At 61.1% G+C, this 20,371-nt stretch carries 15 protein-coding genes; 8 read left to right on the forward strand and 7 right to left on the reverse strand.

The genetic code is table 11. The features are described 5' to 3' along the window. Positions 1 to 12 precede the first annotated feature (12 nt). Together AB5Y99_RS12175 and AB5Y99_RS12180 are read right to left on the reverse strand one after the other, a co-directional pair. Positions 13 to 1,134 carry an anhydro-N-acetylmuramic acid kinase gene (locus AB5Y99_RS12175; protein WP_075114968.1) on the reverse strand — a complete coding sequence of 374 codons (1,122 nt, stop codon included), beginning with the start codon at positions 1,132 to 1,134 and terminating at the stop codon, positions 13 to 15. A 313-nt stretch (positions 1,135 to 1,447) separates the two neighbouring features. Continuing rightward, a complete protein-coding gene (locus AB5Y99_RS12180; protein WP_075114967.1) occupies positions 1,448 to 2,773 on the reverse strand; it encodes a peptidoglycan DD-metalloendopeptidase family protein in 1,326 nt (441 codons plus the stop codon). Positions 2,774 to 2,882: 109 nt separating this feature from the next. Between AB5Y99_RS12180 and tyrS the strand changes: the two genes are divergently transcribed. Beyond that, a complete protein-coding gene (gene tyrS / locus AB5Y99_RS12185; RefSeq protein ID WP_368209783.1) occupies positions 2,883 to 4,082 on the forward strand; it encodes a tyrosine--tRNA ligase in 1,200 nt (399 codons plus the stop codon). Positions 4,083 to 4,124: 42 nt separating this feature from the next. Here tyrS and AB5Y99_RS12190 read toward each other — a convergent pair whose 3' ends face one another. Further along, a complete protein-coding gene (locus tag AB5Y99_RS12190) occupies positions 4,125 to 5,060 on the reverse strand; it encodes a LysR family transcriptional regulator (protein ID WP_075114966.1) in 936 nt (311 codons plus the stop codon). A gap of 108 nt (positions 5,061 to 5,168) precedes the next feature. Here AB5Y99_RS12190 and budA point away from each other — a divergent pair, with 108 nt between their 5' ends. Beyond that, positions 5,169 to 5,963, forward strand: a complete 795-nt coding sequence (budA, locus tag AB5Y99_RS12195) for an acetolactate decarboxylase (protein WP_368209785.1) — start codon at positions 5,169 to 5,171, stop codon at positions 5,961 to 5,963. Positions 5,964 to 5,981: 18 nt separating this feature from the next. After that, positions 5,982 to 7,652, forward strand: coding sequence for an acetolactate synthase AlsS (gene alsS, locus AB5Y99_RS12200; RefSeq protein WP_005338504.1), 1,671 nt, complete (start codon positions 5,982 to 5,984; stop codon positions 7,650 to 7,652). A 114-nt stretch (positions 7,653 to 7,766) separates the two neighbouring features. Here the strand turns inward: alsS and AB5Y99_RS12205 are convergent, their stop codons facing one another. Continuing rightward, a complete protein-coding gene (locus AB5Y99_RS12205) occupies positions 7,767 to 9,179 on the reverse strand; it encodes an MATE family efflux transporter (protein ID WP_368209786.1) in 1,413 nt (470 codons plus the stop codon). Positions 9,180 to 9,252: 73 nt separating this feature from the next. Beyond that, positions 9,253 to 10,191: a LysR family transcriptional regulator gene (locus AB5Y99_RS12210; RefSeq protein ID WP_042055187.1), complete on the reverse strand. Its 939-nt coding sequence runs from the start codon at positions 10,189 to 10,191 to the stop codon at positions 9,253 to 9,255. 498 nt (positions 10,192 to 10,689) lie between these two features. On the opposite strand from AB5Y99_RS12210, the gene AB5Y99_RS12215 reads away from it, so the two are divergent. After that, the gene (locus AB5Y99_RS12215) at positions 10,690 to 11,982 is read left to right on the forward strand and encodes an HAAAP family serine/threonine permease (protein WP_005338498.1); all 1,293 of its coding nucleotides are present in this window, start codon (positions 10,690 to 10,692) and stop codon (positions 11,980 to 11,982) included. A gap of 91 nt (positions 11,983 to 12,073) precedes the next feature. On the opposite strand, the gene AB5Y99_RS12220 is transcribed toward AB5Y99_RS12215, so the two are convergent. Both AB5Y99_RS12220 and AB5Y99_RS12225 read right to left on the reverse strand, forming a co-directional pair. Beyond that, positions 12,074 to 12,793, reverse strand: a complete 720-nt coding sequence (locus AB5Y99_RS12220) for a substrate-binding periplasmic protein (RefSeq protein ID WP_368209787.1) — start codon at positions 12,791 to 12,793, stop codon at positions 12,074 to 12,076. Between the two features lie 91 nt (positions 12,794 to 12,884). Further along, on the reverse strand, positions 12,885 to 13,907 hold the full coding sequence (locus tag AB5Y99_RS12225) for an MBL fold metallo-hydrolase (RefSeq protein ID WP_136501484.1): 1,023 nt from the start codon (positions 13,905 to 13,907) through the stop codon (positions 12,885 to 12,887). Positions 13,908 to 14,062: 155 nt separating this feature from the next. On the opposite strand from AB5Y99_RS12225, the gene AB5Y99_RS12230 reads away from it, so the two are divergent. The 4 genes from AB5Y99_RS12230 to cadB all read left to right on the forward strand — a co-directional run bounded on the left by AB5Y99_RS12230 (position 14,063) and on the right by cadB (position 20,357). Continuing rightward, positions 14,063 to 14,962 (forward strand): LysR family transcriptional regulator, encoded by a 900-nt coding sequence (locus AB5Y99_RS12230; RefSeq protein ID WP_368209788.1) that lies wholly within the window; start codon positions 14,063 to 14,065, stop codon positions 14,960 to 14,962. Positions 14,963 to 15,063: 101 nt separating this feature from the next. Further along, positions 15,064 to 16,344 (forward strand): L-methionine/branched-chain amino acid transporter, encoded by a 1,281-nt coding sequence (gene yjeH / locus AB5Y99_RS12235; protein WP_323890862.1) that lies wholly within the window; start codon positions 15,064 to 15,066, stop codon positions 16,342 to 16,344. Between the two features lie 392 nt (positions 16,345 to 16,736). Next, positions 16,737 to 18,284: a lysine decarboxylation/transport transcriptional activator CadC gene (gene cadC / locus AB5Y99_RS12240; protein WP_159143232.1), complete on the forward strand. Its 1,548-nt coding sequence runs from the start codon at positions 16,737 to 16,739 to the stop codon at positions 18,282 to 18,284. Between the two features lie 738 nt (positions 18,285 to 19,022). Further along, positions 19,023 to 20,357 carry a cadaverine/lysine antiporter gene (gene cadB, locus AB5Y99_RS12245; RefSeq protein ID WP_005338486.1) on the forward strand — a complete coding sequence of 445 codons (1,335 nt, stop codon included), beginning with the start codon at positions 19,023 to 19,025 and terminating at the stop codon, positions 20,355 to 20,357. The last annotated feature ends 14 nt before the right edge of the window (positions 20,358 to 20,371 follow it).

The following is a 20,371-nucleotide window of genomic DNA, read 5'->3' on the forward strand; positions in this document are numbered from 1 at the left end:
CCTTGTCATCACTCAGGCGGGATAAAGCGCACCCAGCACAGCCGGACGGCTGGCACCGGTGACGGCGGGCAGGTTACCCGGCTTGTGGTGGACAAAGCACATGGCCAGCCAGGCAAAGGCTGCGCCTTCCACCCAGTCGGGGGCAAGGCCCAGCTCGGCTGTGCTGGCGATGCGCCATGCAGGCAGCAGGCTGGCCAGCTCCTTCAGCAAGGGGGCGTTATGGGCACCGCCGCCGCAGACAAACAGCTCGGCTTTCGGCTGGCTGGCACCGACTGACTCGGGCCGTGCGGGCAGTTGGCGGGCGATGCTGTGGCAGGTGAGCGCCTGCAGGGTGCGCTGCACATCCACGGGGGCGTATGAAGTGCCTGCCAGCTCCCCATCGAGCCAATCGAGGGTAAACATCTCCCGTCCGGTGCTCTTGGGGGAAGGGGCGGCGAAGTAGGGGTGAGCCAGCAGTTTTTCCAGCAGGGCCGGGATGGGCTTGCCACTGGCGGCCCATTTGCCACCGGCGTCATAGCTGCCGCCGTGGGGCTGATGGCGGCGATACCAGCCATCGAGCAGGGTGTTGGCCGGGCCGGTATCAAAACCATATACCCCGCCCGGATTGCCCGGCAGCACCGAGATATTGGCGATGCCGCCGAGGTTCAGTACCACCCGCAGGGCGCCGGGCTTGGCAAACAGTGCTTGATGGAAGGCGGGCACCAGCGGCGCCCCCTGACCGCCGAGGGCCATATCCATGGTGCGAAAATCGACGATAACGTCGATGCCGGTTAGCGCCGCTAGCAGGGCGGCATTGCCGATCTGCAGGGTAAAGCCAAGCTGGGGACGGTGGCGGATGGTCTGGCCGTGGCTGCCGATGGCGCGAATATCTTTGGGCTCAAGCTTCGCCTTGGCCAGCAGCGTGTGGGTGGCGGCGGCAAACTCTCGCGCCACCAGATTATCGGCCACCCCCATGCGGTCGATTTCGTTGTCGCCCGGGGTGCAGAGGGCATGCAGCGTACGTGCGGTCTCTTGCGGCCAGGGGTGACAAAGCGCCGCTTCGACCCGCAGTTCATCCCCAGCGATCATCACCAGCACGGCATCAATGCCGTCCATGCTGGTTCCCGACATCAGACCGATATAGCGCTCAGCCATGGTGTCTCCTTACATTGCTGTTCGAAAATACGGTGTGCAGAGAGGGTGAAGAGGGGAACGGCTTTCATCCCATGCCACATGGCGTGGTCTTTGACATCAGACCGATATAACGCTCAACCATGTTGCATCCTCAATGCGGACCGGAAAAAGAGTGAGAGAGACAGGATAGATAAGCCCTTGCTTCCGTGCCACATGCCGCTCCCGGTGTTCCATCTCATCTTATGCCTGAAGGCGGACTCATTTCAATCTGATTGCCTGGCGCGAGCTCAATAAAAGGGGCTGGCGGGGCATTCACCCTGCCAGCCCTGATGGCTTAGTTGCCGAGACTATCCCGCTTGTTCTGGGCCAGCTGCAGCTCGGGGTTGTCGAGCTTGGCCAGTTGCGGCATCGCCAGCTTTTTGAAGTTGGCCAGCTCGCGTCCGCTCAGGGTCTCTGCCTGCGGCAGGGTGAGGGTGCGCGGGTTCTTGTGAATGCCGCCCACCACGAATTCGTAGTGCAGGTGCGGGCCGGTGACGCGACCGGTGCCACCCAGAGTGCCGATGGTCTGCCCCTGCTTTACCCGCTGTCCCTTGTTGACGGTGCGCTTGGAGAGGTGCAGGTACTTGGTCACATAGTTGCCAGCATGCTTGATAAAGACGTAGTTGCCGTTGAACTGGTTGTAACCGGCGGCCACCACGCTGCCTGAGCCCGCCGCCATGATGGGGGTGCCCACCGGCGCCACATAGTCGATGCCGTTGTGGGGGCGGATCTTGCCGGTCACCGGATGGAGGCGGCGCGGGTTGAAGTTGGAGCTGATGTATTTGAAGTTGACCGGCGCACGCAGGAAGCTCTTGCGCATCGCCTTCCCTTCCGGGGTGTAGTAGTTGCCATCTTCATTGAGCACGGCGCGGTAGGCGGTGCCCTGGTTGACGAACTCCGCCGCCAGAATATCGCCGGAGGCGACCCGCTCGTCGTCGCGGAACTTGTCTTCATAGACCACCCGGAAGCTGTCTCCCGGCTGCAAGTCCTGGGCAAAGTCGATGTCCCAGCCGAAGATGGCAGCCAAGTCCATGATCTGATCTTCGGTCATCCCCGCATCCACCGCGGCGCCCCAGAAGCTGGAGCGGATCTCGCCCTTGCTCACCTGTTCGCGGGTGTCGAGGGCGATTTTGACGTTGCGGGCGACAAAGGTCTCCTCCTTGCGGCTCACCTTGAGCGCCTGCTCCAGACTGTGGGGGTAATAGAGGCTGTGCAGCTCGCCGTTCTCGGTGAGCTTGAAGGTGAGTTCCTGCCCAGGTTGCAGCATCCGCAGGGGATCGCTGCCCTCGAGCTGATCGATCAGGTGCAGGTCCGTGGTGCTCAGGCCAATGCGCTGGAAGATGACTCCCATGTTGTCGCCACGGCGTACTTTCACCTGCTTGGTGATGTAGCGCGGCTTGGGCGGGGTAACGGGCTGGGCGGCCTCGGCTGGCAGCTCGTCGTTTAGCGCGTTGTCGTTGGCCGGTTCCCGCAGGGCAATTTCGTTGCCGTTTTCATCGACCCGTGTTGCTACTGCCTGTTCGCTTGGCCAGGCAGCCAGCATCATGATCATGATGCTCAAGATCAGCACCATCTTGCGGTGCCAGTGGGGGAGTGCGTTGAAGGCGTGCCAAATAACCATGAGAAGCAGATGAAGTCGGGCAGAATGGACGGATTTTACAGCCTTTCCAATTGGCCCGCCATTCCAGTAATATGTTTGGCCCTGTGGAATCGTGATGGAGAGTCAAAAAATGTCCCAGCTCGAGGTGGCGCTAGCCGAGATCAAGCGCGGAGCGGAAGAAATTCTGGTTGAAGAAGAACTTGTCGCCAAGTTGAAGGAAGGGCGCCCGCTGCGCATCAAGTTGGGCATGGACCCGACCGCCCCCGACATTCACCTGGGTCATACCGTGATCCTCAACAAGCTGAAGACCTTCCAGGATCTGGGCCATGAAGTGATCCTGCTGATCGGTGACTTCACTGCCATGGTAGGTGATCCCTCCGGCAAGAACGCCACCCGTCCGCCGCTCTCCGAAGAGGCCATCAAGCACAACGCCCTCACCTATGCCGAGCAGGCGTTCAAGATCCTCGACCCGGCCAAGACCCGCATCGAGTACAACTCGACCTGGCTGAGCGAGCTGGGTGCGACCGGCATGATCAAGCTGGCGGCCAAGCAGACCGTGGCCCGCATGATGGAGCGCGACGACTTCAAGAAGCGCTACAGCAACGGCCAGTCCATCGCGATTCACGAATTCCTCTATCCGCTGCTGCAAGGCTATGACTCGGTCGCGCTGAAGGCGGACGTTGAGCTGGGCGGTACCGACCAGAAGTTCAACCTGCTGATGGGCCGCGAGCTGCAAAAAGATGCCGGCATGGCGACCCAGTGCGTGCTGATGATGCCGCTGCTGGTGGGTCTGGATGGCGTCAAGAAGATGTCCAAGTCCGCAGGCAACTACATCGGCGTCCACGACGCTCCGGGCGAGATGTTCGGCAAGATCATGTCCATCACCGACGATCTGATGTGGAACTACTACGAGCTGCTCTCCTTCCGTCCGCTGGCCGAAATCGAAGAGTTCAAGGCAGGCATCGCTGCCGGTACTCTCAACCCGCGCGACGTGAAGATCTGGCTGGCCAAAGAGATCATCGCCCGTTATCACGACGAAGCGGCGGCTGAAGCGGCCCACGAAGATTTCACCCAGCGCTTCTCCAAGAACGCCATCCCGGACGAGATGCCGGAAATCGAGCTGGCTCTGGAAGGCGAAGGTCTGGCCATTGCCAACCTGCTGAAAGAGGCCGATCTGGTGGCCACCACCTCCGAAGCGCTGCGGATGATCAAGCAGGGCGCGGTCAAGGTGGATGGCGAGAAGCTGGAAGATGGCAAGGCACTGATTGGTGCCGGTACCGCCGTCTATCAGGTCGGCAAGCGCAAGTTTGCCCGGGTGACTGTCAAATAAGCAGTACCGTCAAATAAGCAGTCGCATCAGGCAAGCTGGTCATCAGGCCGGTTCAAGCTTGTTCAACAGGGCCTCCTGCGGGAGGCCTTGTCGTATCTGGGCGGCACGGATCTGGGCGATAAAGTGCCGCAGCACGGCACTACTTGGGTGTGGCCGTGTCGCCAGACTGATGCTGGTCATCATGCCGTTGCCCTCAATGGGGTGGTAACTGACCCCGAGCGGGCGCAGCGCCGCCACCGAGCTGGGCACCAGAGTCACGCCAAAGCCCGCCTGCACCATGCCGACGGTGGAGATCACCTGCGGACATTCGGGCCCCAGTATCGGCTCGAACCCCGCCTCCCGGCAGAGGCCCACGATGCCGTCATAGAGCCCGGGCCCGATGGCGTGGGGAAACAGAATAAAACTCTCGTCCTTCAGGCTGGCCAGTGACAAGGGGCCCGGCTTGGCTTTGGGGTGGCTGGTCGGCAGGGCGATCAGCAGCGGCTCCTGCTCGATAAGATGATGGGCAAAGCCCTCGCTACCCCGGCAGGGCAGCCGCAAGATGGCGGCGTCCAGCCGATCGTTGCGCAGCGCCTCCACCAGTGCCGGCATGGTGCCCTCCTGCGGGCTGAGGGCTACCTCGGGGTAGCGCTCCCGATAGTCGTGCAACAGGGTCAGCACCGCAGGGTGGAGCACGGTGGAACCGGCGAAGCCGATCCGCAGCGCCCCCTGCTCGCCCCGGGCAATCCGCTTTACCTTCAGTTTTGCCGCATCGGCCAGCGCCAGGATCTGCGCCGCATCCCGATAGAGGCTCTCGCCCGCCTCGGTCAGTTCGACACTGCGGGTCAAACGGCGCAACAGCGGGGTGCCCAGGGTCTCCTCCAGCTTGCGGATTTGCTGGCTCAGCGGCGGCTGGGCCATGTTGAGTGATTCGGCTGCGCGGGTGAAATTCTGCTTTTCAACAACGGCCATGAAGTAGCGGAGCGTACGAAGTTCCATATCGATTGAGTCTCAAAGTCATGGGATCAGCGTATTGGTGTTGAAATGTGAACCAAGTCACCATTGGATCCGAACGCTAACAGGATTCACGGTGGAGGTGAAACCCGAATGGAACATATTGCAACATCTGACAGTGCCGGGTGCAGCTGTGCCCTCGAAGTGAGCCAGCAGTTTTCCCGCTGGCACAGGCAGCATGACGGTGGCGAGATCTACCAGAGTTCCCTGATGAGCGCCCTGCTGGCGGGGGTCTACGAAGGGGAGACCACCATGAGCGAGTTGCTGCGCCACGGCGACTTTGGCCTCGGCACCTTCAATCACCTCGATGGTGAGCTGATCGCCTTCGAGCGCCAGATCCACCAGTTGTGCTCCGATGGCTCGGCCCGGCCCGCCCGCGCCGATCAGAAGACCCCCTTCGCGGTGATGACCCATTTTCGCCCCTGTCTGGAGCGTCGCTTCGACCATCCCCTGAGCCGTGACGAGATCCACCAGTGGGTGGATCGGTTGGTGGGATCCGACAACGTCTTCGTCGCTCTGCGCCTCGACGGCCAGTTTGAAACGGCCAAGGTCCGTACCGTGCCGCGCCAGGAGCCCCCCTATCGCCCCATGCTGGAAGCCATCGAACAGCAACCGCTCTTCCGCTTTGCCGCGGTGGCGGGAACCCTGGTGGGCTTTCGCTGCCCGCCATTCGTGCAGGGGGTCAATGTGGCGGGCTTTCACGAACACATGATCACCGCCGATCGCAAGGGGGGCGGCCATCTGCTCGACTACACCATGGCCCACGGCACCCTGCGACTTTCTGTGGTGCGTCACCTCAATCTGGCCCTGCCATCGGATCCCGCTTTCCGGCAGGCCGACCTCAACCCTGCCGATCTCGATCGCGCCATTCAGGCCGCCGAAGGCTGATAGACAAGGAGCAATATCATGGAAAATAGACAGTGGAAGTGCGGTGCCGAGCTGGTGGTTCGTCATCTGGAGGCGCAAGGGGTCAAGCAGGTGTTCGGTATTCCCGGTGCCAAGATTGACCGGGTGTTCGATGCGCTGGAGGACTCCCCCATCGAGACCATAGTGGTGCGCCACGAGGCGAACGCCGCCTTTATGGCTGCCGCCGTGGGGCGCCTCACCGGCAAGGCGGGGGTGGCGCTGGTCACTTCGGGCCCCGGCTGCTCCAACCTTATTACCGGGCTGGCGACGGCCACCTCGGAGGGGGACCCCATGGTGGCGCTGGGCGGTGCGGTGCGCCGTGCCGATGGCCTCAAACTCACCCACCAGAGCATGGATACGGTCAACCTCTGCCGTCCGGTCACCAAGTTCAGCGCCCAGGTCAACAGCGGGGCGGCGATTTCGGAAGTGATGGCCAACGCCTTTCGCGCCGCCGAGCTGGGACGGCCGGGGGCGGCGTTTGTCAGCCTGCCGATGGACATCATCAACAAGCCGGTACAGGGCAATGTGCTGGTGCCCCGCGAAGTGCCTGAGCCGGGCTGCGCCGATGAGCAGAATATGGAGCAGGCATTGACCCTGCTGCGCAACGCCCAGAATCCGGTGGTGCTGCTCGGCCTGATGGCGAGCCGGCCGGAGAATGCCGAGGCAGTGCGTGCCTTCCTCGACAAGGCGCGGCTGCCGGTGACCGGTACCTATCAGGCTGCCGGGGTGGTGGACAGCTGCCACTTCGATGATTTTGCCGGGCGGGTGGGGCTCTTTAACAACCAGCCGGGGGATCAGCTGCTGGCAGGGGCCGATCTGGTGATCTGCATCGGCTACAGCCCCATCGAGTACGACCCCGTGCTGTGGAATGGCGACAGGGAGCGGCGCATCCTCCATATCGACGTGCTGCCCGCCGATATCGACAGCAGCTACTGCCCGACCGCCGAGCTGGTGGGGTCGATCCGGGCCAACCTGTTGCAGCTGACCCGCATCATGGGCAATCCGAAAATACGCCCCCCCGAGGTGGATCGGTTGCTGCAAGGGGTACGCCAGCAGCGGCTGCGCCTGGCAATGCGGGCCGACGATCTGCACGGCAATCCGGTTCACCCCTTGCGCATCGTGCGCGAGCTGCAGGATCTGGTGCGCGACGACATGACACTCTGCGTCGACATGGGCAGCTTCCATATCTGGATTGCCCGCTACCTCTACAGCTTCCGCGCTCGTCAGGTGTTGATCTCCAATGGTCAGCAGACCATGGGGGTGGCCCTGCCGTGGGCCATCGGTGCGGCGCTGGTACGGCCGGGTGAGAAGGTGATCTCGGTATCGGGGGATGGCAGCTTTATGCAGTCGAGCATGGAGCTGGAGACGGCGGTGCGGCTCAAGAGCAATATCGTTCACATCATCTGGGTCGATAACGGCTACAACATGGTCGCGATGCAGGAGCAGCAGAAATATTGCCGCACCTCCGGCGTCTCTTTTGGCCCCATAGACTTCAAACGCTATGCCGAATCGTTTGGGGCGGCCGGTTTCGCGGTGCGCTCTGCCGACGAGCTGCGCGCCACCCTGCGGGCCGCACTGGCGGTGGAGGGGCCTGCGGTGGTGGCGATCCCGGTGGATTACTCCGACAACCCGGGGCTGATGGCCCAGCTCAGGCCAGAAGTATTGGCATAGTGTGGGCAGCGGTGTTGGCCTGGCTTGTTGTGTAAGCGCAAGCAGACCCGCTCATATAGCAAAAACCGGCATCAATGGATGCCGGTTTTTTATTGTTTTGCGGGATGGGTGGCCTTAACGGGCCAGCTGGACGGCGGCGCGTGCGCGGGCCGGTTGTGGGCGGTGTTTGGCTTTTGGCGCGCAGGCCATTTTCAGGCGCAGCCACTCGCGCCACAGCAGCCAGCAGAGCGGCAGGGTGAGCAGCAGCACGGTCGCGGGCTGGGCCATCAGCACCCCATCACGGCCCCACAGTTGCGGCAGCAGGAAGATGAGCGGCAGCAGCAACACGGTTTTGGCGATGGAGATGACCAGTGCCTGACGGGTACGCGCCATGGATTGCAGCAGCACGATGCCGAACATGATGATCCCCTCCAGCGGAATGGCGCCGAGGTTGAGGGTCAGGCTGCTGATGGCAGCGGCCAGCAGTTCGGGATCCTTGTCGCCGGTATAGAGCATGGCGACCTGTCCCGGCAGCAACTGGATGGTGAGCCACACCAGCATGCCGTAGATAAAGGTGAACTTGAGCCCCATCTCCATCAGGTACTTGAGGTTGCGATGGCGCTTGGCCCCCGCCGCCTTGCTGATGAGCGGCTGAATGCCGAACGCCAGCCCCTGCAGAATGACGATAAAGACCGCCTCGGTGTAACCGGCCACGGTAAAGCCCGCCAGATCCTTCACATTGCCGTACACCATCAGCTGGCTGTTGTGCAGCATCAAGAGCAGCCCGAGGTTGAACTGGGCAATCAGGCTCGGCAGGCCGGTAAAGAGCAGGTGCGGCATGGCGGGGAGGTTGGGCACCAGATCCCGCCAGCTGAGGCGCAGCCGCGCCCAGGGGGTAAAGAAGTAGCCAAGACCGATCAGGCTCACCGCACCCTCTGCCATCAGGGTGGCTTGCGCAGTCCCGATCAGTCCCAGCCCCAGCCGACCCACCATGATGTAGTTGAGGATGATGTTGAGCACGGCGCCGCTGCTCACCAGCACCATGGCCAGTTTCGGGCGACCATCGTTGCGCAGCAGATAGGGCACCGCCAGATTGCTGGCCAGCAGCAGGGTACCGCCGCCAATCCAGGTGAGGTAGTCGCTCGCCTGTTTCCAGGTCTCGGTGCCCTGTTCAATCCCCAGCCCCATCAGGATATCGGTGTGGGTGTAATAGAGCAGCACCGGCGCAACGCCCCCGAGTCCGGCCAGCAGCCAGAGGGCGTTGACCAGCGCCTGACGGGCCAGCTTGTCGTTTTTCGCCCCTTGCTGGAAGGAGATGGCGGTGGCGGCCCCCATGCTGATCATGGCGGCCAGACCGATCAGCACCATGATGACCGGATAGACCAGGTTGATCCCGGCGAGGCCAGCGGCGCCGACATAGTGGCCGACGAAGATGCCGTCGATGAGGTAGTAGGCCCCCGAGACCAGCATGGCAAGAATGGAGGGGAGGGCGTAAGCCCAGAAGCGACGGGTCATGGCCCGTTGCCGCAGTGTTAAATAGGCAGACATATCTGTTCTCTCGGGGAGTTCGATTATCGAACAGCTAGTCTAGATTAATACTTATTTGGTGATAATCAGGGTTTCACTTGATGAATTGCTGAGTATTACTCACTAATCCGGGGTTTTGATAGTGAGCCTTGAGCATGTCGATCAGGATGCGCAGGCCGCTGCCCAGCTGATGCCGACTGGGATAGAAGAGGTAGAAGCCGGCAAAGGTGGGACACCAGGGTTCCAGCACGGTGAGCAGTTTCCCCTCCGCGACCTTTTGGCTTACCTCCTCTTCCAGACAGTAGGCGAGCCCCAGCCCCGCCTCGGCGGCGCCCAGATAGAGGGCCGGGGTGCTGGTGGTGAGCGGCCCGGTCACTTCGATCTCCAGCATGGTGCCGTCGGCGGCAAAGGCCCAGCGATAGTGGTGGTGCGGGGTGAGGCGATAGCCGATGCAGGCGTGGCGGCTCAGTTCGCTCGGGTGTTCCGGCGTACCGTGCTCCGCCAGATAGGCCGGGGAGCCCACCACCAGATAACGCTGGGGCGGGCCGAGGGGGATGCCGATCATCTCCTTGGGCAGCAGATCGCCATAAAAGAGCGCGGCATCGTAACCATCTTCAATCAGTCGGGGCATCAGCTCCTGCTCCACCACCTCCACCTGCATCCGCGGATAACGGGCCAGATAGTCGATCAGCACAGGTGCCAGCAGGCTGTCGATGGCGCCGCGCGGAGCGCAGAGTTTGAGTCGACCCACCGGTTCATCGCTGTTGCGGGCCAGCTCGCAAAGCGCCTCTTCCAGGGTATTGAGAGTGGGGAGCAGCTGCTTGAGCAGCCGCTGGCCCGCTTCGGTCGGTACCACGGCGCGGGTGCTGCGGTTGAGCAGCCGCACCCCCAGCCTTGCTTCCAACCCCTTCAGGCTGTGGCTGAGGGCGGAGGCGGAGACCCCGAGTTCGAGGGCGGCCTTGCTGAAACTACGGTGACGGGCGACGGCGGCAAATACCGCCAGTTCGGCGAGATCGGTACGGGTAATGGTCATCATCAATCAACAAAAAGGCGTGAGTCACAAGGGTACGCCAAGGCCGTGCTGCACACAATCCGCGCTAAACGGGTGGCTTGTTGCAAATATGTAGCTGCTCGCAGGCCATTGATTCCAGTGAAACTAAGTTGAATTGTTAAAAAAAACTCACAATAAGGCGCTTTGAGTGTGATCTTGGTCGTCCGAAAGGCGACCAAAATCAAACTTTGGTTGATTAATTCAAAAAAACGCTGTGATTAATAAGGGCATTTAATTAAAGTCAGCCCATCAAGAGTGGCGCACGTTAATCGGTTGTTAAGTGAGGCGGGCGCCGACCCTCAGGGTCAAAATCTCGCACTGTTGTTTGTTGCAATCCTGTTGTCACAAGGAGTGATGGCCAGGTTGCCGGGGGGCGAGAGGTTAATATCAAGGACGGACAGCAGGCGTTCCAGGGAGATGGAACCGGGCCAAGGCCCGACCAAACAAGAATCCCATTTTCCTAGATGACAGGAACAACGTATGTCTGACATGAATATTGCAGCTGATGGTCGTTTAGCCAGCAACACCTCCCGCGGCGTCAACAAGGCCGATGTGGTCTGGATGCTGGGTCTGTACGGTACCGCGATCGGTGCCGGTGTGCTCTTCCTGCCAATCAACGCCGGTGTAGGTGGCCTGTGGCCGCTGGTTGCCATGTTGATCCTGGCGCTGCCGCTGACTTTCTTTGCTCACCGTGGTCTGACCCGCTTCGTGCTGTCCGGCTCTACCCGTGATGGCGACATCACTGAAGTAGTAGAAGAGCACTTCGGCAAGACCGCAGGCAAATTCATCACCCTGCTCTACTTCTTTGCCATCTATCCGATCGTGCTGATGTATTCAGTCGCCATCACCAACACCGTCGAGAGCGTGATTGTTCACCAGCTGGGCATGTCTGCACCTCCCCGTGCCGTTCTGTCACTGGCTCTGATCCTCGGTCTGATGGCGGTTGTTCGCTTGGGCGGCCAGGTTATCGTCAAGGCGATGAGCGTGCTGGTATTCCCGTTCGTGCTTACCCTGATGGGTCTGGCGTTCTACCTGATCCCGCACTGGAACGGTGCCATCATCACTGAAGCTCCGGCCCTGTCTGACGCCTTCAACGGTGACTTCATCAAGACCCTGTGGCTGGCTATCCCGGTAATGGTGTTCTCCTTCAACCACTCCCCGATCATCTCCTCCTTCGCGGTGGACAACAAAGGTCGTTACGGTGAAGGTGCCGAGAAGAAGTGCAGCAACATCCTGCTGGGCGCCCACGTCATGATGGTGATGACCGTTATGTTCTTCGTATTTAGCTGCGTACTGAGCCTCTCCCCGGCTGACCTGGCTGCTGCCAAAGAACAGAACATCTCCATCCTGTCCTACCTGGCCAACCACTTCGATAACCCGGTTATCGGTACTGTGGCTCCGCTGATCGCCATGGTTGCCATCAGCAAATCCTTCCTGGGTCACTACCTGGGGGCGCAAGAGGGCATGAACGGCCTGATGGCCAAGGCGCTGCGCGAGAAAGGCAAGAACGTTGACACCAAGCAACTGAACAAAGTCACTGCCGTGTTCATGATCCTGACCACCTGGGCCATCGCTACCATCAACCCGAGCATCCTCGGCATGATTGAAGACCTGGGCGGTCCGATCATCGCAATGCTGCTGTTCCTGATGCCGATGTACGCCATCACCAAGGTTCCGGCCATGCGCAAATACGCTGGCAACATCAGCAACGGCTTCGTGACCATCATCGGCCTGATCGCCATGTCCGGTATCATCTACAAGCTGATTGCCTGATAACTCCGGTTACCAAGTTGAATGAAGAAGCCGCCTCGCAAGAGGCGGCTTTTTTTATGGCTGCTTGGGGCGGCGAGCGGATGCGGTATCGCTACTTCATCAGCGTCTTCACCTCGTTACTGGCCAGCGCCTTGTTGAATTTGTCCCGCGCCTCTTTCCCCTTGGCGGAGTTGGTAAAGCAGACGTGGAGGGACTTGTCCTCGAGGATCTTGCCGTTGAAACCGAGGTTAGCCGCAACGTCCTTGAGTTGGGGATCGCTCTCCAGCAGATAGGTCATCACATTTTGGTCGATGACCGCCAGATCGAGCCGACCGTTGCCGAGCTTGAGCAGGTTCTGGCTGTCCGAGCTGGTGGCATCGGCCGAGAGTGCCTTGCTGGCCACTTTTTCGTCGAACTCGGTGGTATTCACATAGCCAGTGACGACACCAATTTTCTTGCCCTTGAGGTCATCAAGGCTCTGCCAGGTGACCGGCTGATCGGCTCGCTGGGCAAAGCCGAGAGGGCCGTTACCTATGGGGTCGGAGAAGAGGCAGCTACTTTTGGGGTCGAGATACTCGGGGAAATAACCCAGTACCTCGGGGTTGTTGGTCGCCTCGTCCACGGCCCGTTGCCAGGGATAGAACTTGATGGTCAGCGGGTCGCCAGCCAGGGCAAAGGCTGCGGTCACCACCTGACTGCTCTTGCCCTGCTCAGGGAGGCTGGCGCTGGTGTAAGGGGGCCATTCAAGGCTGGTCAACACCGCCGCCTGCGCGGCCGACATGCCGAACAAGGGAAGAGTGGCCAGGGCGAGGTGCTTCCATTTCAGGCTCATAGAGATAACTCCTTGTGGTCAAACACCCCTTAAAGATAGCCCCCGGTGTCGATTGCGGATGCCGGCCATGGCTGACCGGCATCCGTGCCAGCTATTTATTGTCGATATTCTCCGACTGCCAGAGGGCATAGCCCTTGCCGGAGGCCGTGGTGGGCAGATCAATCTGCATCAGGTCGTTGCCGATGACGAAGGGGCCCGTGTAGCGGGCGCGCAGATCCTGCGCCAGATCTTTGACCCTGATCTTGCCGTTGAGGCCGATATGGCTGAACACGGTCAGCGCCGGTTTGGCTTCGTTCATTACCCGGGCCGCTTGCTCAGGGGAGGCGAGGTGACCGGCGATCGCCTTGTAGCCGGGGTTGGCCTTCATCTGCTCGGCAGAGGTCATGGAGACGCAGTGCACCAGCAGATCGGCCCCTTTGGCCTGCTTCACTACTTCGGGGCTGTAGCGGGTATCGCCGGAGAGCACCACGCTGTGGCCGTGATAGTCGATGCGATAGCCGAATGACGGCTTGATGTTGACCCCGTGGTCGTTGTCAAAGGCAGTCACCTTGACCCCGTCATGGTTGTAGACCACCCCGGCAGTGACCTCGTGGCTGTTGATCTCCACCCCGTCCAGCGGCGTTCCCTCATCCTTGACCCGGGTGGCGATGTCGGTGGCGTAGGCCTGCTGCAAGCCACGGGCGAGAGCTGTGGTGCCTTTGGGGCCGTAGAGTTCCATCGGCGCGTGGCGCTGGCCATAGGCCGGTTGCAGCCAGCCGGTCAGCCAGAGATCCGCCAGCCCGTTGGTGTGGTCGGAGTGAAAGTGGGTGAGGAAGAAGGCGTTGACCCGGCCGATGGGGATATGCAGCTGCCACAGGCGAGTAGCGGAGTTGCGGCCAAAATCGAACACCAGCTTCTGGTTGCCCGCCTCGACCAGAGTGCTGTAGCCGCCCCGGCTGATCTGGGGCACCGGGGTGCCGGTGCCGAGCAGGCTGACCCGAAAGATATCGGGCCGGGCTTGAGTTGCTGAGGCAGGGGCATGGTCGTGGTTGCTGATAAAGCTGCTCTCGGCGGCCTGACTGGCGCCGCTGGCCAGCAGACCGACCAGTAATGCGGCCAGATAGGTACTTTTCATGGGAATTTATCCTGTGGGGAAGGGACGGCATCACTGTATTGGTAACTAAGAGTTGAATAAATTGGCTAAAATCCATTTCTTACTAAACTTTTGGTTGTGAATTAGGGCCCTGGTCGCGGGCCAAACGGCCTTGAAACGGGCAAAAAGGAGGGGTTGTGGACCGATTGACCAGCATGCGAATCTTCACCCGGGTAGTGGATCTCGGCTCCTACAGCGCGGTGGCGAGCGAAGAGGGGATCAGCGCCCAGATGGTGGGCAAGCATGTGCTGGGGCTGGAGCAGTGGCTGGGGGGCAAGCTGTTTCACAAAACCACCCGCCAGCAGACCCTCACCGAGCTGGGCCAGCTTTTTCTGTCCCGCTGCCAGCGGGTACTGGAGGAGCTGGCACTGACCGAGTCGCTCATCCAGAACCTGCTGGCCGAGCCGGCCGGACGGCTGCGCATCGCCGCTCCCCTCAGCTTTGGCCACCACCGGCTGGTGCCGCTGCTGCCCGCTTTTCTTTACCGCTACCCCAAGCTGGATCTGGATCTGCAGCTCACCCCGCGCTGGGTCGATCTGGTGGAGGAGGGGTTCGACGCCGCCATCCGCACCCTGCGCCCGCAGGATGAGGCGCTGATCGCCCGTCCGCTGCTGAACCAGCACTACCGGCTCTGCGCGGCGCCCGACTACCTCAATCGCCACGGCGTGCCCCGTCATCCGGCCGATCTCGCTCACCACCAGTGCCTGCACGGCAACTGGGGCGAGCACGAGCGCTGGCAGTTTGTCGGGGAGGATGGTCAGAGCGAGGAGGTGAGGGTCGCCTCGCGCCTGCGCATCAATCACTGGCCAGCGCTGCTGACGGCGGCGCTGTCGGGGTCTGGCATCACCTTGCAGCCAGCCGAACAGGTGCGTGACCATATCGCAGCGGGGCGTCTGCTGCCGCTGCTTGGTCGCTATCAGAGCCCGGCCAAGACCCTCTACTTCATCTATCCGGCGGCGCGGCGGCAGGTGCTCAAGATCACCCTGCTGGGGGATTTTCTGGCCGAATCCCTGCAAGCTTGGCCCGAGCCTGAATAAAAGGCTGCATATTTTCGCCACCGCGCTTAACCATCGTGCTTAACAAAGGGGCGGGGGAGGCCTAACATGGCGGGATGTTTTTTTAGTCAGGACAAAAGGATATGTCTGGGTTGAAAAAGGATCTCGGGCTCTGGCAGGGGATGGGGCTGCTCGCCACCTCGCTGCTCGGCACCGGGATCTTCGTGGTACCGGCGACTGCCGCCTCGCTAGCGGGGGGGGCCTCGCTCTGGGCCTGGTTGCTGCTGATTGCGCTGGTGCTGCCCATCGCCTTTACCTTCGCTCGCCTCGGCCGTCGCTATCCCCATGCGGGCGGCGCGCCGCACCTGATCGGCCTCGCTTTTGGCAACGGCGCCGAGCGCTTCTCCGCCTTCCTGTTTCTGGCTGTGCTGCCGGTGGGGCTGCCTGCCGCCCTGATGATTGCCGCCGGCTTCTGGCATGCCCTGTTCGAGATGGGGGAGTGGACCCTCTGGGCCATCCAGCTGCTCACCCTGCTCGGGGTCTTTCTGCTGGGGCTGCGTGGGGCGCGATCTTCCGGCAACCTGCAACTGCTGATTGCGCTCGCCATTTTGGGGCTCACCCTGCTTATCTGGTTCAAGGGGGAGGTGAGCTGGCGCGATGCAGCGCGACCGCTGCCGAGCGCGGACGAGTGGCCCCCTATGGCCACCGCGCTGGCGGTGATGTTCTGGTGTTTCGTCGGGCTGGAAGCCTTTGCCCACATGGGGGAGGAGTTCAAGCGGCCGGAGCGGGACTACCCCATCGCCCTGCTTGGCGGTGTGCTGCTGGCGGGGCTTATCTACTGGATCCACTCGCTGGTGGTGCTCAAATATGGCCTCTACGGCGATGAGGCGAAAAACGCCACCGCCATCCCCTCCCTGCTGGCGCTGCTGTTTGGCCCCACCGCCAAGTGGCTGGTGGCGGTGCTCGGCTACCTCTCCTGCTTTGCCAGCATCAATATCTACATTCAGGGCTTTGCCCGGCTGATCTGGAGCATGGCGCGGGAAGGCAAGTTGCCCCCCTCGCTGGCCGTGCTCACCGCGCGCGGCGCGCCGCTGCGGGCGCTCGGTCTGGTGCTTGCCATCTGCCTGCTCTGCATCACCCTCATCATCTGGTTGCGACTGCCGCTCGATGAGCTGATCCGCTACGCCAACGGCAACTTCGTGCTGGTCTACCTGCTCTGCATGGCGGCGGGCTGGCGTCTGCTTGGCGGGGTGGGCAAGGGGCTGGCGGGGATGAGCGTGCTGCTCTGCGCTCTGGTGCTGGTGGCGCTCGCCACTCAGGTGCTCTATGCGGTGGTGCTGAGTCTTGGCTACGGCGGCTTCTCGTTGTGGCGGCGTCATCTGCGCCGTAGTCGTCAGCAGGATGTGCTTCCGGTAGCGAAGTAACGTCTCCCCGATGGTCGAAGAAATGAGAAAGCCCTGATGTTCAGGGCTTTTTGATTACGGCATATGGGATGTTCATATGAATACTAGTTGGCACGCTATTTGCCGAAAAGTGCGGTGTCGGATCAACTCAACGGCGATTTTTAGCCAAAAAAAGTGGGATCCAGCTCCCGTTTTGCTTAAAGTGCTCCCTTCCGATCCCGGTGGTCGGAATGCCCGCAAGGATGCCCTTCAGACGTAAACAGGATGGCCTGGCCAGACTGACTCTCAGAGATGTGATTGCTTCGGTTCTCTTTTTATCTGTCACCTGTGGTGATAGCGCCTTGTTCCGTTCAGTCAGCCCGGGTTTTGCGTCTCTCTCATCGTGCATTGTCACCATCTGCAGCGAGTGAATCATGAGCGAATCGGTTTTTGAGATCCACGACTGGACCCTGAGCGTTGACGACAACATGTTGTGTCGCCCCGACCGCGAGGTCTACCTCGAACCCAGACTGGTCAACCTGTTGCGGTTTCTGGCCCACAATGCCGGCACCGTGTTTGGCCGCGATGCCCTGATCAACGAGGTGTGGGATGGCGCCGAGGTGACCGATCAGGTGGTGACCCAGTCCATCTTCGAACTGCGCAAGATCCTCAAAGATGGTCGCACCGATGCGACCGACTATATCGTCACCGTGCCCAAGCGCGGCTACAAGCTGGTGGCACCGGTAAGGCCGCTGCAGGTGGTTTCCGTGGTGATGGCGGACGAGCAGCCCGCGGTCAATACCACTCTCTCAGACAACCCGACGCTCTCCGATCTGAGCCCGCCCGCGGCTGAGCAGGATGATGATGCACAGCCCAATGTCGCCCCTTTTCCCGCCGGGCCCCTGACCCGCGCCATCTCTACCCATGCCAAGGATGCTCGCAGCCGCTGGAAGATGGTGAGTTTTGATATCTTCGTTGCCATCGTGCTGATTGCCATTGTCAGCATGCTCAGCTACCAGCACACCAGCCCCCAGGTACACGCCATGCTGGATCCCAATCTGCTGGTGTTCCGCTTTCACTCCGGCATGGATGACAACAACGAGAACGTGCGCCTCGCCGATGGCATTACCCGCGCCCTGATGGGGGAGGTGGCCGTGGCTACGCCGCTGCGGGTGCAGTACGGCGCCACCACTCTGATGGGGGGCATCATGCCCGGCAAGGAGCTGAGTGTGCGGGTCACCCGCCAGCCGCGCGGCACCTATCTCGATCTGGAGTATCGCAATATCAACACCAACCGGGTGCTGTTCAGCCATCAGTACCAGCTCAGTCGCCACAGTGTGCACGGCGTGTTGCAGGCGAGCAGCCAGGATCTGCTGCGCGCCCTCGACCAACCCGATGCCGAGCCGGGGATGGGCTGGCCGACCGATGATGCCTCCCTGATGGCGATGATGGAGGCGCAGTACTACATCAACAGCCGGGATCCGGTCGCTCTGAAACGGGGTATCGATCTGCTGGAGCAGGCACTGATTGCCCATCCGGATCAGCCGCTGCTGTTGGCGGAGCGCTATCTGGCGGGCGAGGCGCTGGCCACCCTAGCGGGCAAATCCGAGAGCGAGCGGCTGCAGGGGATTGGCACCCATCTCGCCAGCGTGGTGCAAAACAGTGGCGCCCTGCCAGCCCGGGTGTGGGAGGCGTTGACCCTGCAGGCGATCCTCAACGGCCAGCAACAGCAGGCCAACTATCTGCTGGAGAAGGCGGCGAGTCGCGGCCGCTCGGTGCTCTATTACATACTGCTGGGCAAGCTGGCGGAGCTGGACGGTCGCCCCGAGGCGGCGGGGGATGCCTACAGTCAGGCCTTTCTGATGGAGGCGACCGAGCAGACCTATCTGCTCTGCCAGCAGCTCGGTTTCTACAGCAATATGGAGAGCCTCACCCCGGCTCTGTTCAATGCGTTGGGTCAGAGCAAGGTGAAGCTCTTCTAACACCGCAGTGTTGGTTTTCCCCCGGTCGGCGCGGTTGCCGACCCCATCCACAGGCTGCCTTCGGGCGGCCTGTGCGGTTTCTGCTTGTTTCAATCCTGCTGCCTGCTATTGGGGATAGTCGCTCTGGTGAGTCATGATTTATCCCCCGCAGCTCCCCACTATCCCCATTTTCCTTTGTCTTGCCCGCGGCATGCTGCCCGGCTTTTCGCCGTGTGCAGCTTGTGACATCTGCTCATGGTTGGCGGCGGGATAAGCTGTCTGTCTCGACCCATTTCTCATTGCTGACCGGTTATCGCCGTTGCGCTTTACCTCTGAGCCTGGATTGTGATGAGCCGAGCGAAGGGGAAAGCAGGAGGTGAGCGGCCCTCAGGGTGATGATCCGCAGGGCTTCCAAATGGCCGCAAGGGCAGGGGGGCGTAATGGGAGCTGCTTTATCCCGGGTTTATCTGACCAAAAATATCAAGACGGCGAGATAAGGGGGTTATCAAGGGGAAAAACGGGAAGGAGGGATATCAAGGTTTTATCAAGGCGGCTGTGTTATGTGATGTCAATTGACTGTTTTTAAATGGTTTTTATCAAAAATGACGAGGCGGCGAAAAAAGTTGGCTCATATTTTTATCCGTTAGCTGGTCTTTATGTTTTCCGGGGATGAGAGGCCTAGTCTGTGCCCATTCTTTGGCGGGGCGTTCCGCCAAATGTGTATGTGACGACCCGACCTTTTATAGAACCGGAGATCTTATGTCCCTAGATACGAGCAAGAAGATTGGCCTTATCGCCTGCACAGGTGTGGTGGCCGGCAACATGATGGGGAGTGGCATCGCGCTGCTGCCTTCGGCACTGGCCACCATCGGCTCCATCTCTGTCTTTAGCTGGGCAATCTGTCTGGTAGGCGCCATGGGCCTCGCCTTTGTCTTCGCCCGCCTGGCTACCAAGAACCCGCAAGAGGGTGGCCCCATTGCTTACGCTGGCGAGATCTCTCCGGTGTTCGGTTTCCAGACCGGTGTGCTTTATTACCACGCCAACTGGATCGGTAACCTGGCCATCGCCATTACCGGTGTCTCCTACCTCTCGGTCTTCTTCCCCATTCTCAATAGCCCAATTCCGGCCGCCGCAGCCACCATCGCTGCCGTCTGGATCTTCACCTTCGTCAACCTGCTTGGCGGTAGCTGGGTGAGCCGACTCTGTACTCTGGGTCTGGTGCTGATCCTGCTGCCGGTGGTCGGTACTGCGGTGATGGGCTGGGGTCATTTTGATGCTACCGTCTACAGCCAGAACTGGAACACCACCAGCGGCAGCGACCTGCATGCGGTCATCAGCGCCGTGCTGATCTGCCTCTGGTCCTTCGTCGGTGTTGAATCTGCCGCCGTCTCTTCCGGCATGGTGAAGAACCCCAAGCGTACCGTACCGCTCGCTACCATGCTGGGTACCGGTATCGCGGGTGTTATCTACATCCTCTCTACCCAGGTGATCAGCGGCATGTTCCCGGCCGGTGAAGTGGCTGCTTCCGGCGCCCCGTTTGCCATGGCTTCTTCCGCCATCTTCGGTAGCTGGTCTGCACCGTTTGTTTCTGCCTTCACCGCTCTGGCCTGCTTCACCTCGCTCGGTTCCTGGATGATGCTGGTGGGCGAGGCGGGCAAGCGTGCCGCCAACGACGGCAACTTCCCGAAAATCTACGGTGAAGTGGACAAGAACGGCGTGGCCAAGAAGGGTCTGATCCTGGGCTCCCTCAAGATGACTGCCCTGATGGTTGGCCTGACCGCCTTCACATCCCAGTCCGCTCACGCTGCCGATCTCTTCAACGTGCTGACTACCGATGCGGTGCTGCTGACCATGCTGCCCTACTTCTACTCCAGCATTAACCTGATCCGCTTCGAGGGCATGACCTCCCGCAGCATCGGCGCCATGATCTTCTCCGGTGTGGCCTGTGTCTTCTGTCTGGTGGCCCTGATGGGTGCCAAGGGTTCCAACCTTACCGCTACCTTCGTGGTGTCGCTCATCATCCTGATGTTCTACGCCAAAAAACAGGGTCTGCGTCAGCACGATGCCCTGCTGAGCGAACAGCCCAGCAACTAATTCCCCCTTTTATC

Origin of the sequence: Aeromonas sp. R4-2 (genome assembly GCF_040908295.1) — a bacterium.
In the GTDB taxonomy this organism is placed as follows: domain Bacteria; phylum Pseudomonadota; class Gammaproteobacteria; order Enterobacterales; family Aeromonadaceae; genus Aeromonas; species Aeromonas veronii.

What these genes read in the sequence shown, in the direction of transcription:
- budA (WP_368209785.1), top strand. Translation starts at nt 5,169, where the DNA reads ATGGAACATATTGCAACATCTGACAGTGCCGGGTGCAGCTGTGCCCTC.
- AB5Y99_RS12220 (WP_368209787.1), bottom strand. Translation starts at nt 12,793, where the DNA reads ATGAGCCTGAAATGGAAGCACCTCGCCCTGGCCACTCTTCCCTTGTTC.
- cadC (WP_159143232.1), top strand. Translation starts at nt 16,737, where the DNA reads ATGAGCGAATCGGTTTTTGAGATCCACGACTGGACCCTGAGCGTTGAC.
- alsS (WP_005338504.1), top strand. Translation starts at nt 5,982, where the DNA reads ATGGAAAATAGACAGTGGAAGTGCGGTGCCGAGCTGGTGGTTCGTCAT.
- AB5Y99_RS12180 (WP_075114967.1), bottom strand. Translation starts at nt 2,773, where the DNA reads ATGGTTATTTGGCACGCCTTCAACGCACTCCCCCACTGGCACCGCAAG.
- tyrS (WP_368209783.1), top strand. Translation starts at nt 2,883, where the DNA reads ATGTCCCAGCTCGAGGTGGCGCTAGCCGAGATCAAGCGCGGAGCGGAA.
- cadB (WP_005338486.1), top strand. Translation starts at nt 19,023, where the DNA reads ATGTCCCTAGATACGAGCAAGAAGATTGGCCTTATCGCCTGCACAGGT.
- AB5Y99_RS12205 (WP_368209786.1), bottom strand. Translation starts at nt 9,179, where the DNA reads ATGTCTGCCTATTTAACACTGCGGCAACGGGCCATGACCCGTCGCTTC.
- AB5Y99_RS12215 (WP_005338498.1), top strand. Translation starts at nt 10,690, where the DNA reads ATGTCTGACATGAATATTGCAGCTGATGGTCGTTTAGCCAGCAACACC.
- AB5Y99_RS12175 (WP_075114968.1), bottom strand. Translation starts at nt 1,134, where the DNA reads ATGGCTGAGCGCTATATCGGTCTGATGTCGGGAACCAGCATGGACGGC.
- yjeH (WP_323890862.1), top strand. Translation starts at nt 15,064, where the DNA reads ATGTCTGGGTTGAAAAAGGATCTCGGGCTCTGGCAGGGGATGGGGCTG.
- AB5Y99_RS12190 (WP_075114966.1), bottom strand. Translation starts at nt 5,060, where the DNA reads ATGGAACTTCGTACGCTCCGCTACTTCATGGCCGTTGTTGAAAAGCAG.
- AB5Y99_RS12225 (WP_136501484.1), bottom strand. Translation starts at nt 13,907, where the DNA reads ATGAAAAGTACCTATCTGGCCGCATTACTGGTCGGTCTGCTGGCCAGC.
- AB5Y99_RS12210 (WP_042055187.1), bottom strand. Translation starts at nt 10,191, where the DNA reads ATGACCATTACCCGTACCGATCTCGCCGAACTGGCGGTATTTGCCGCC.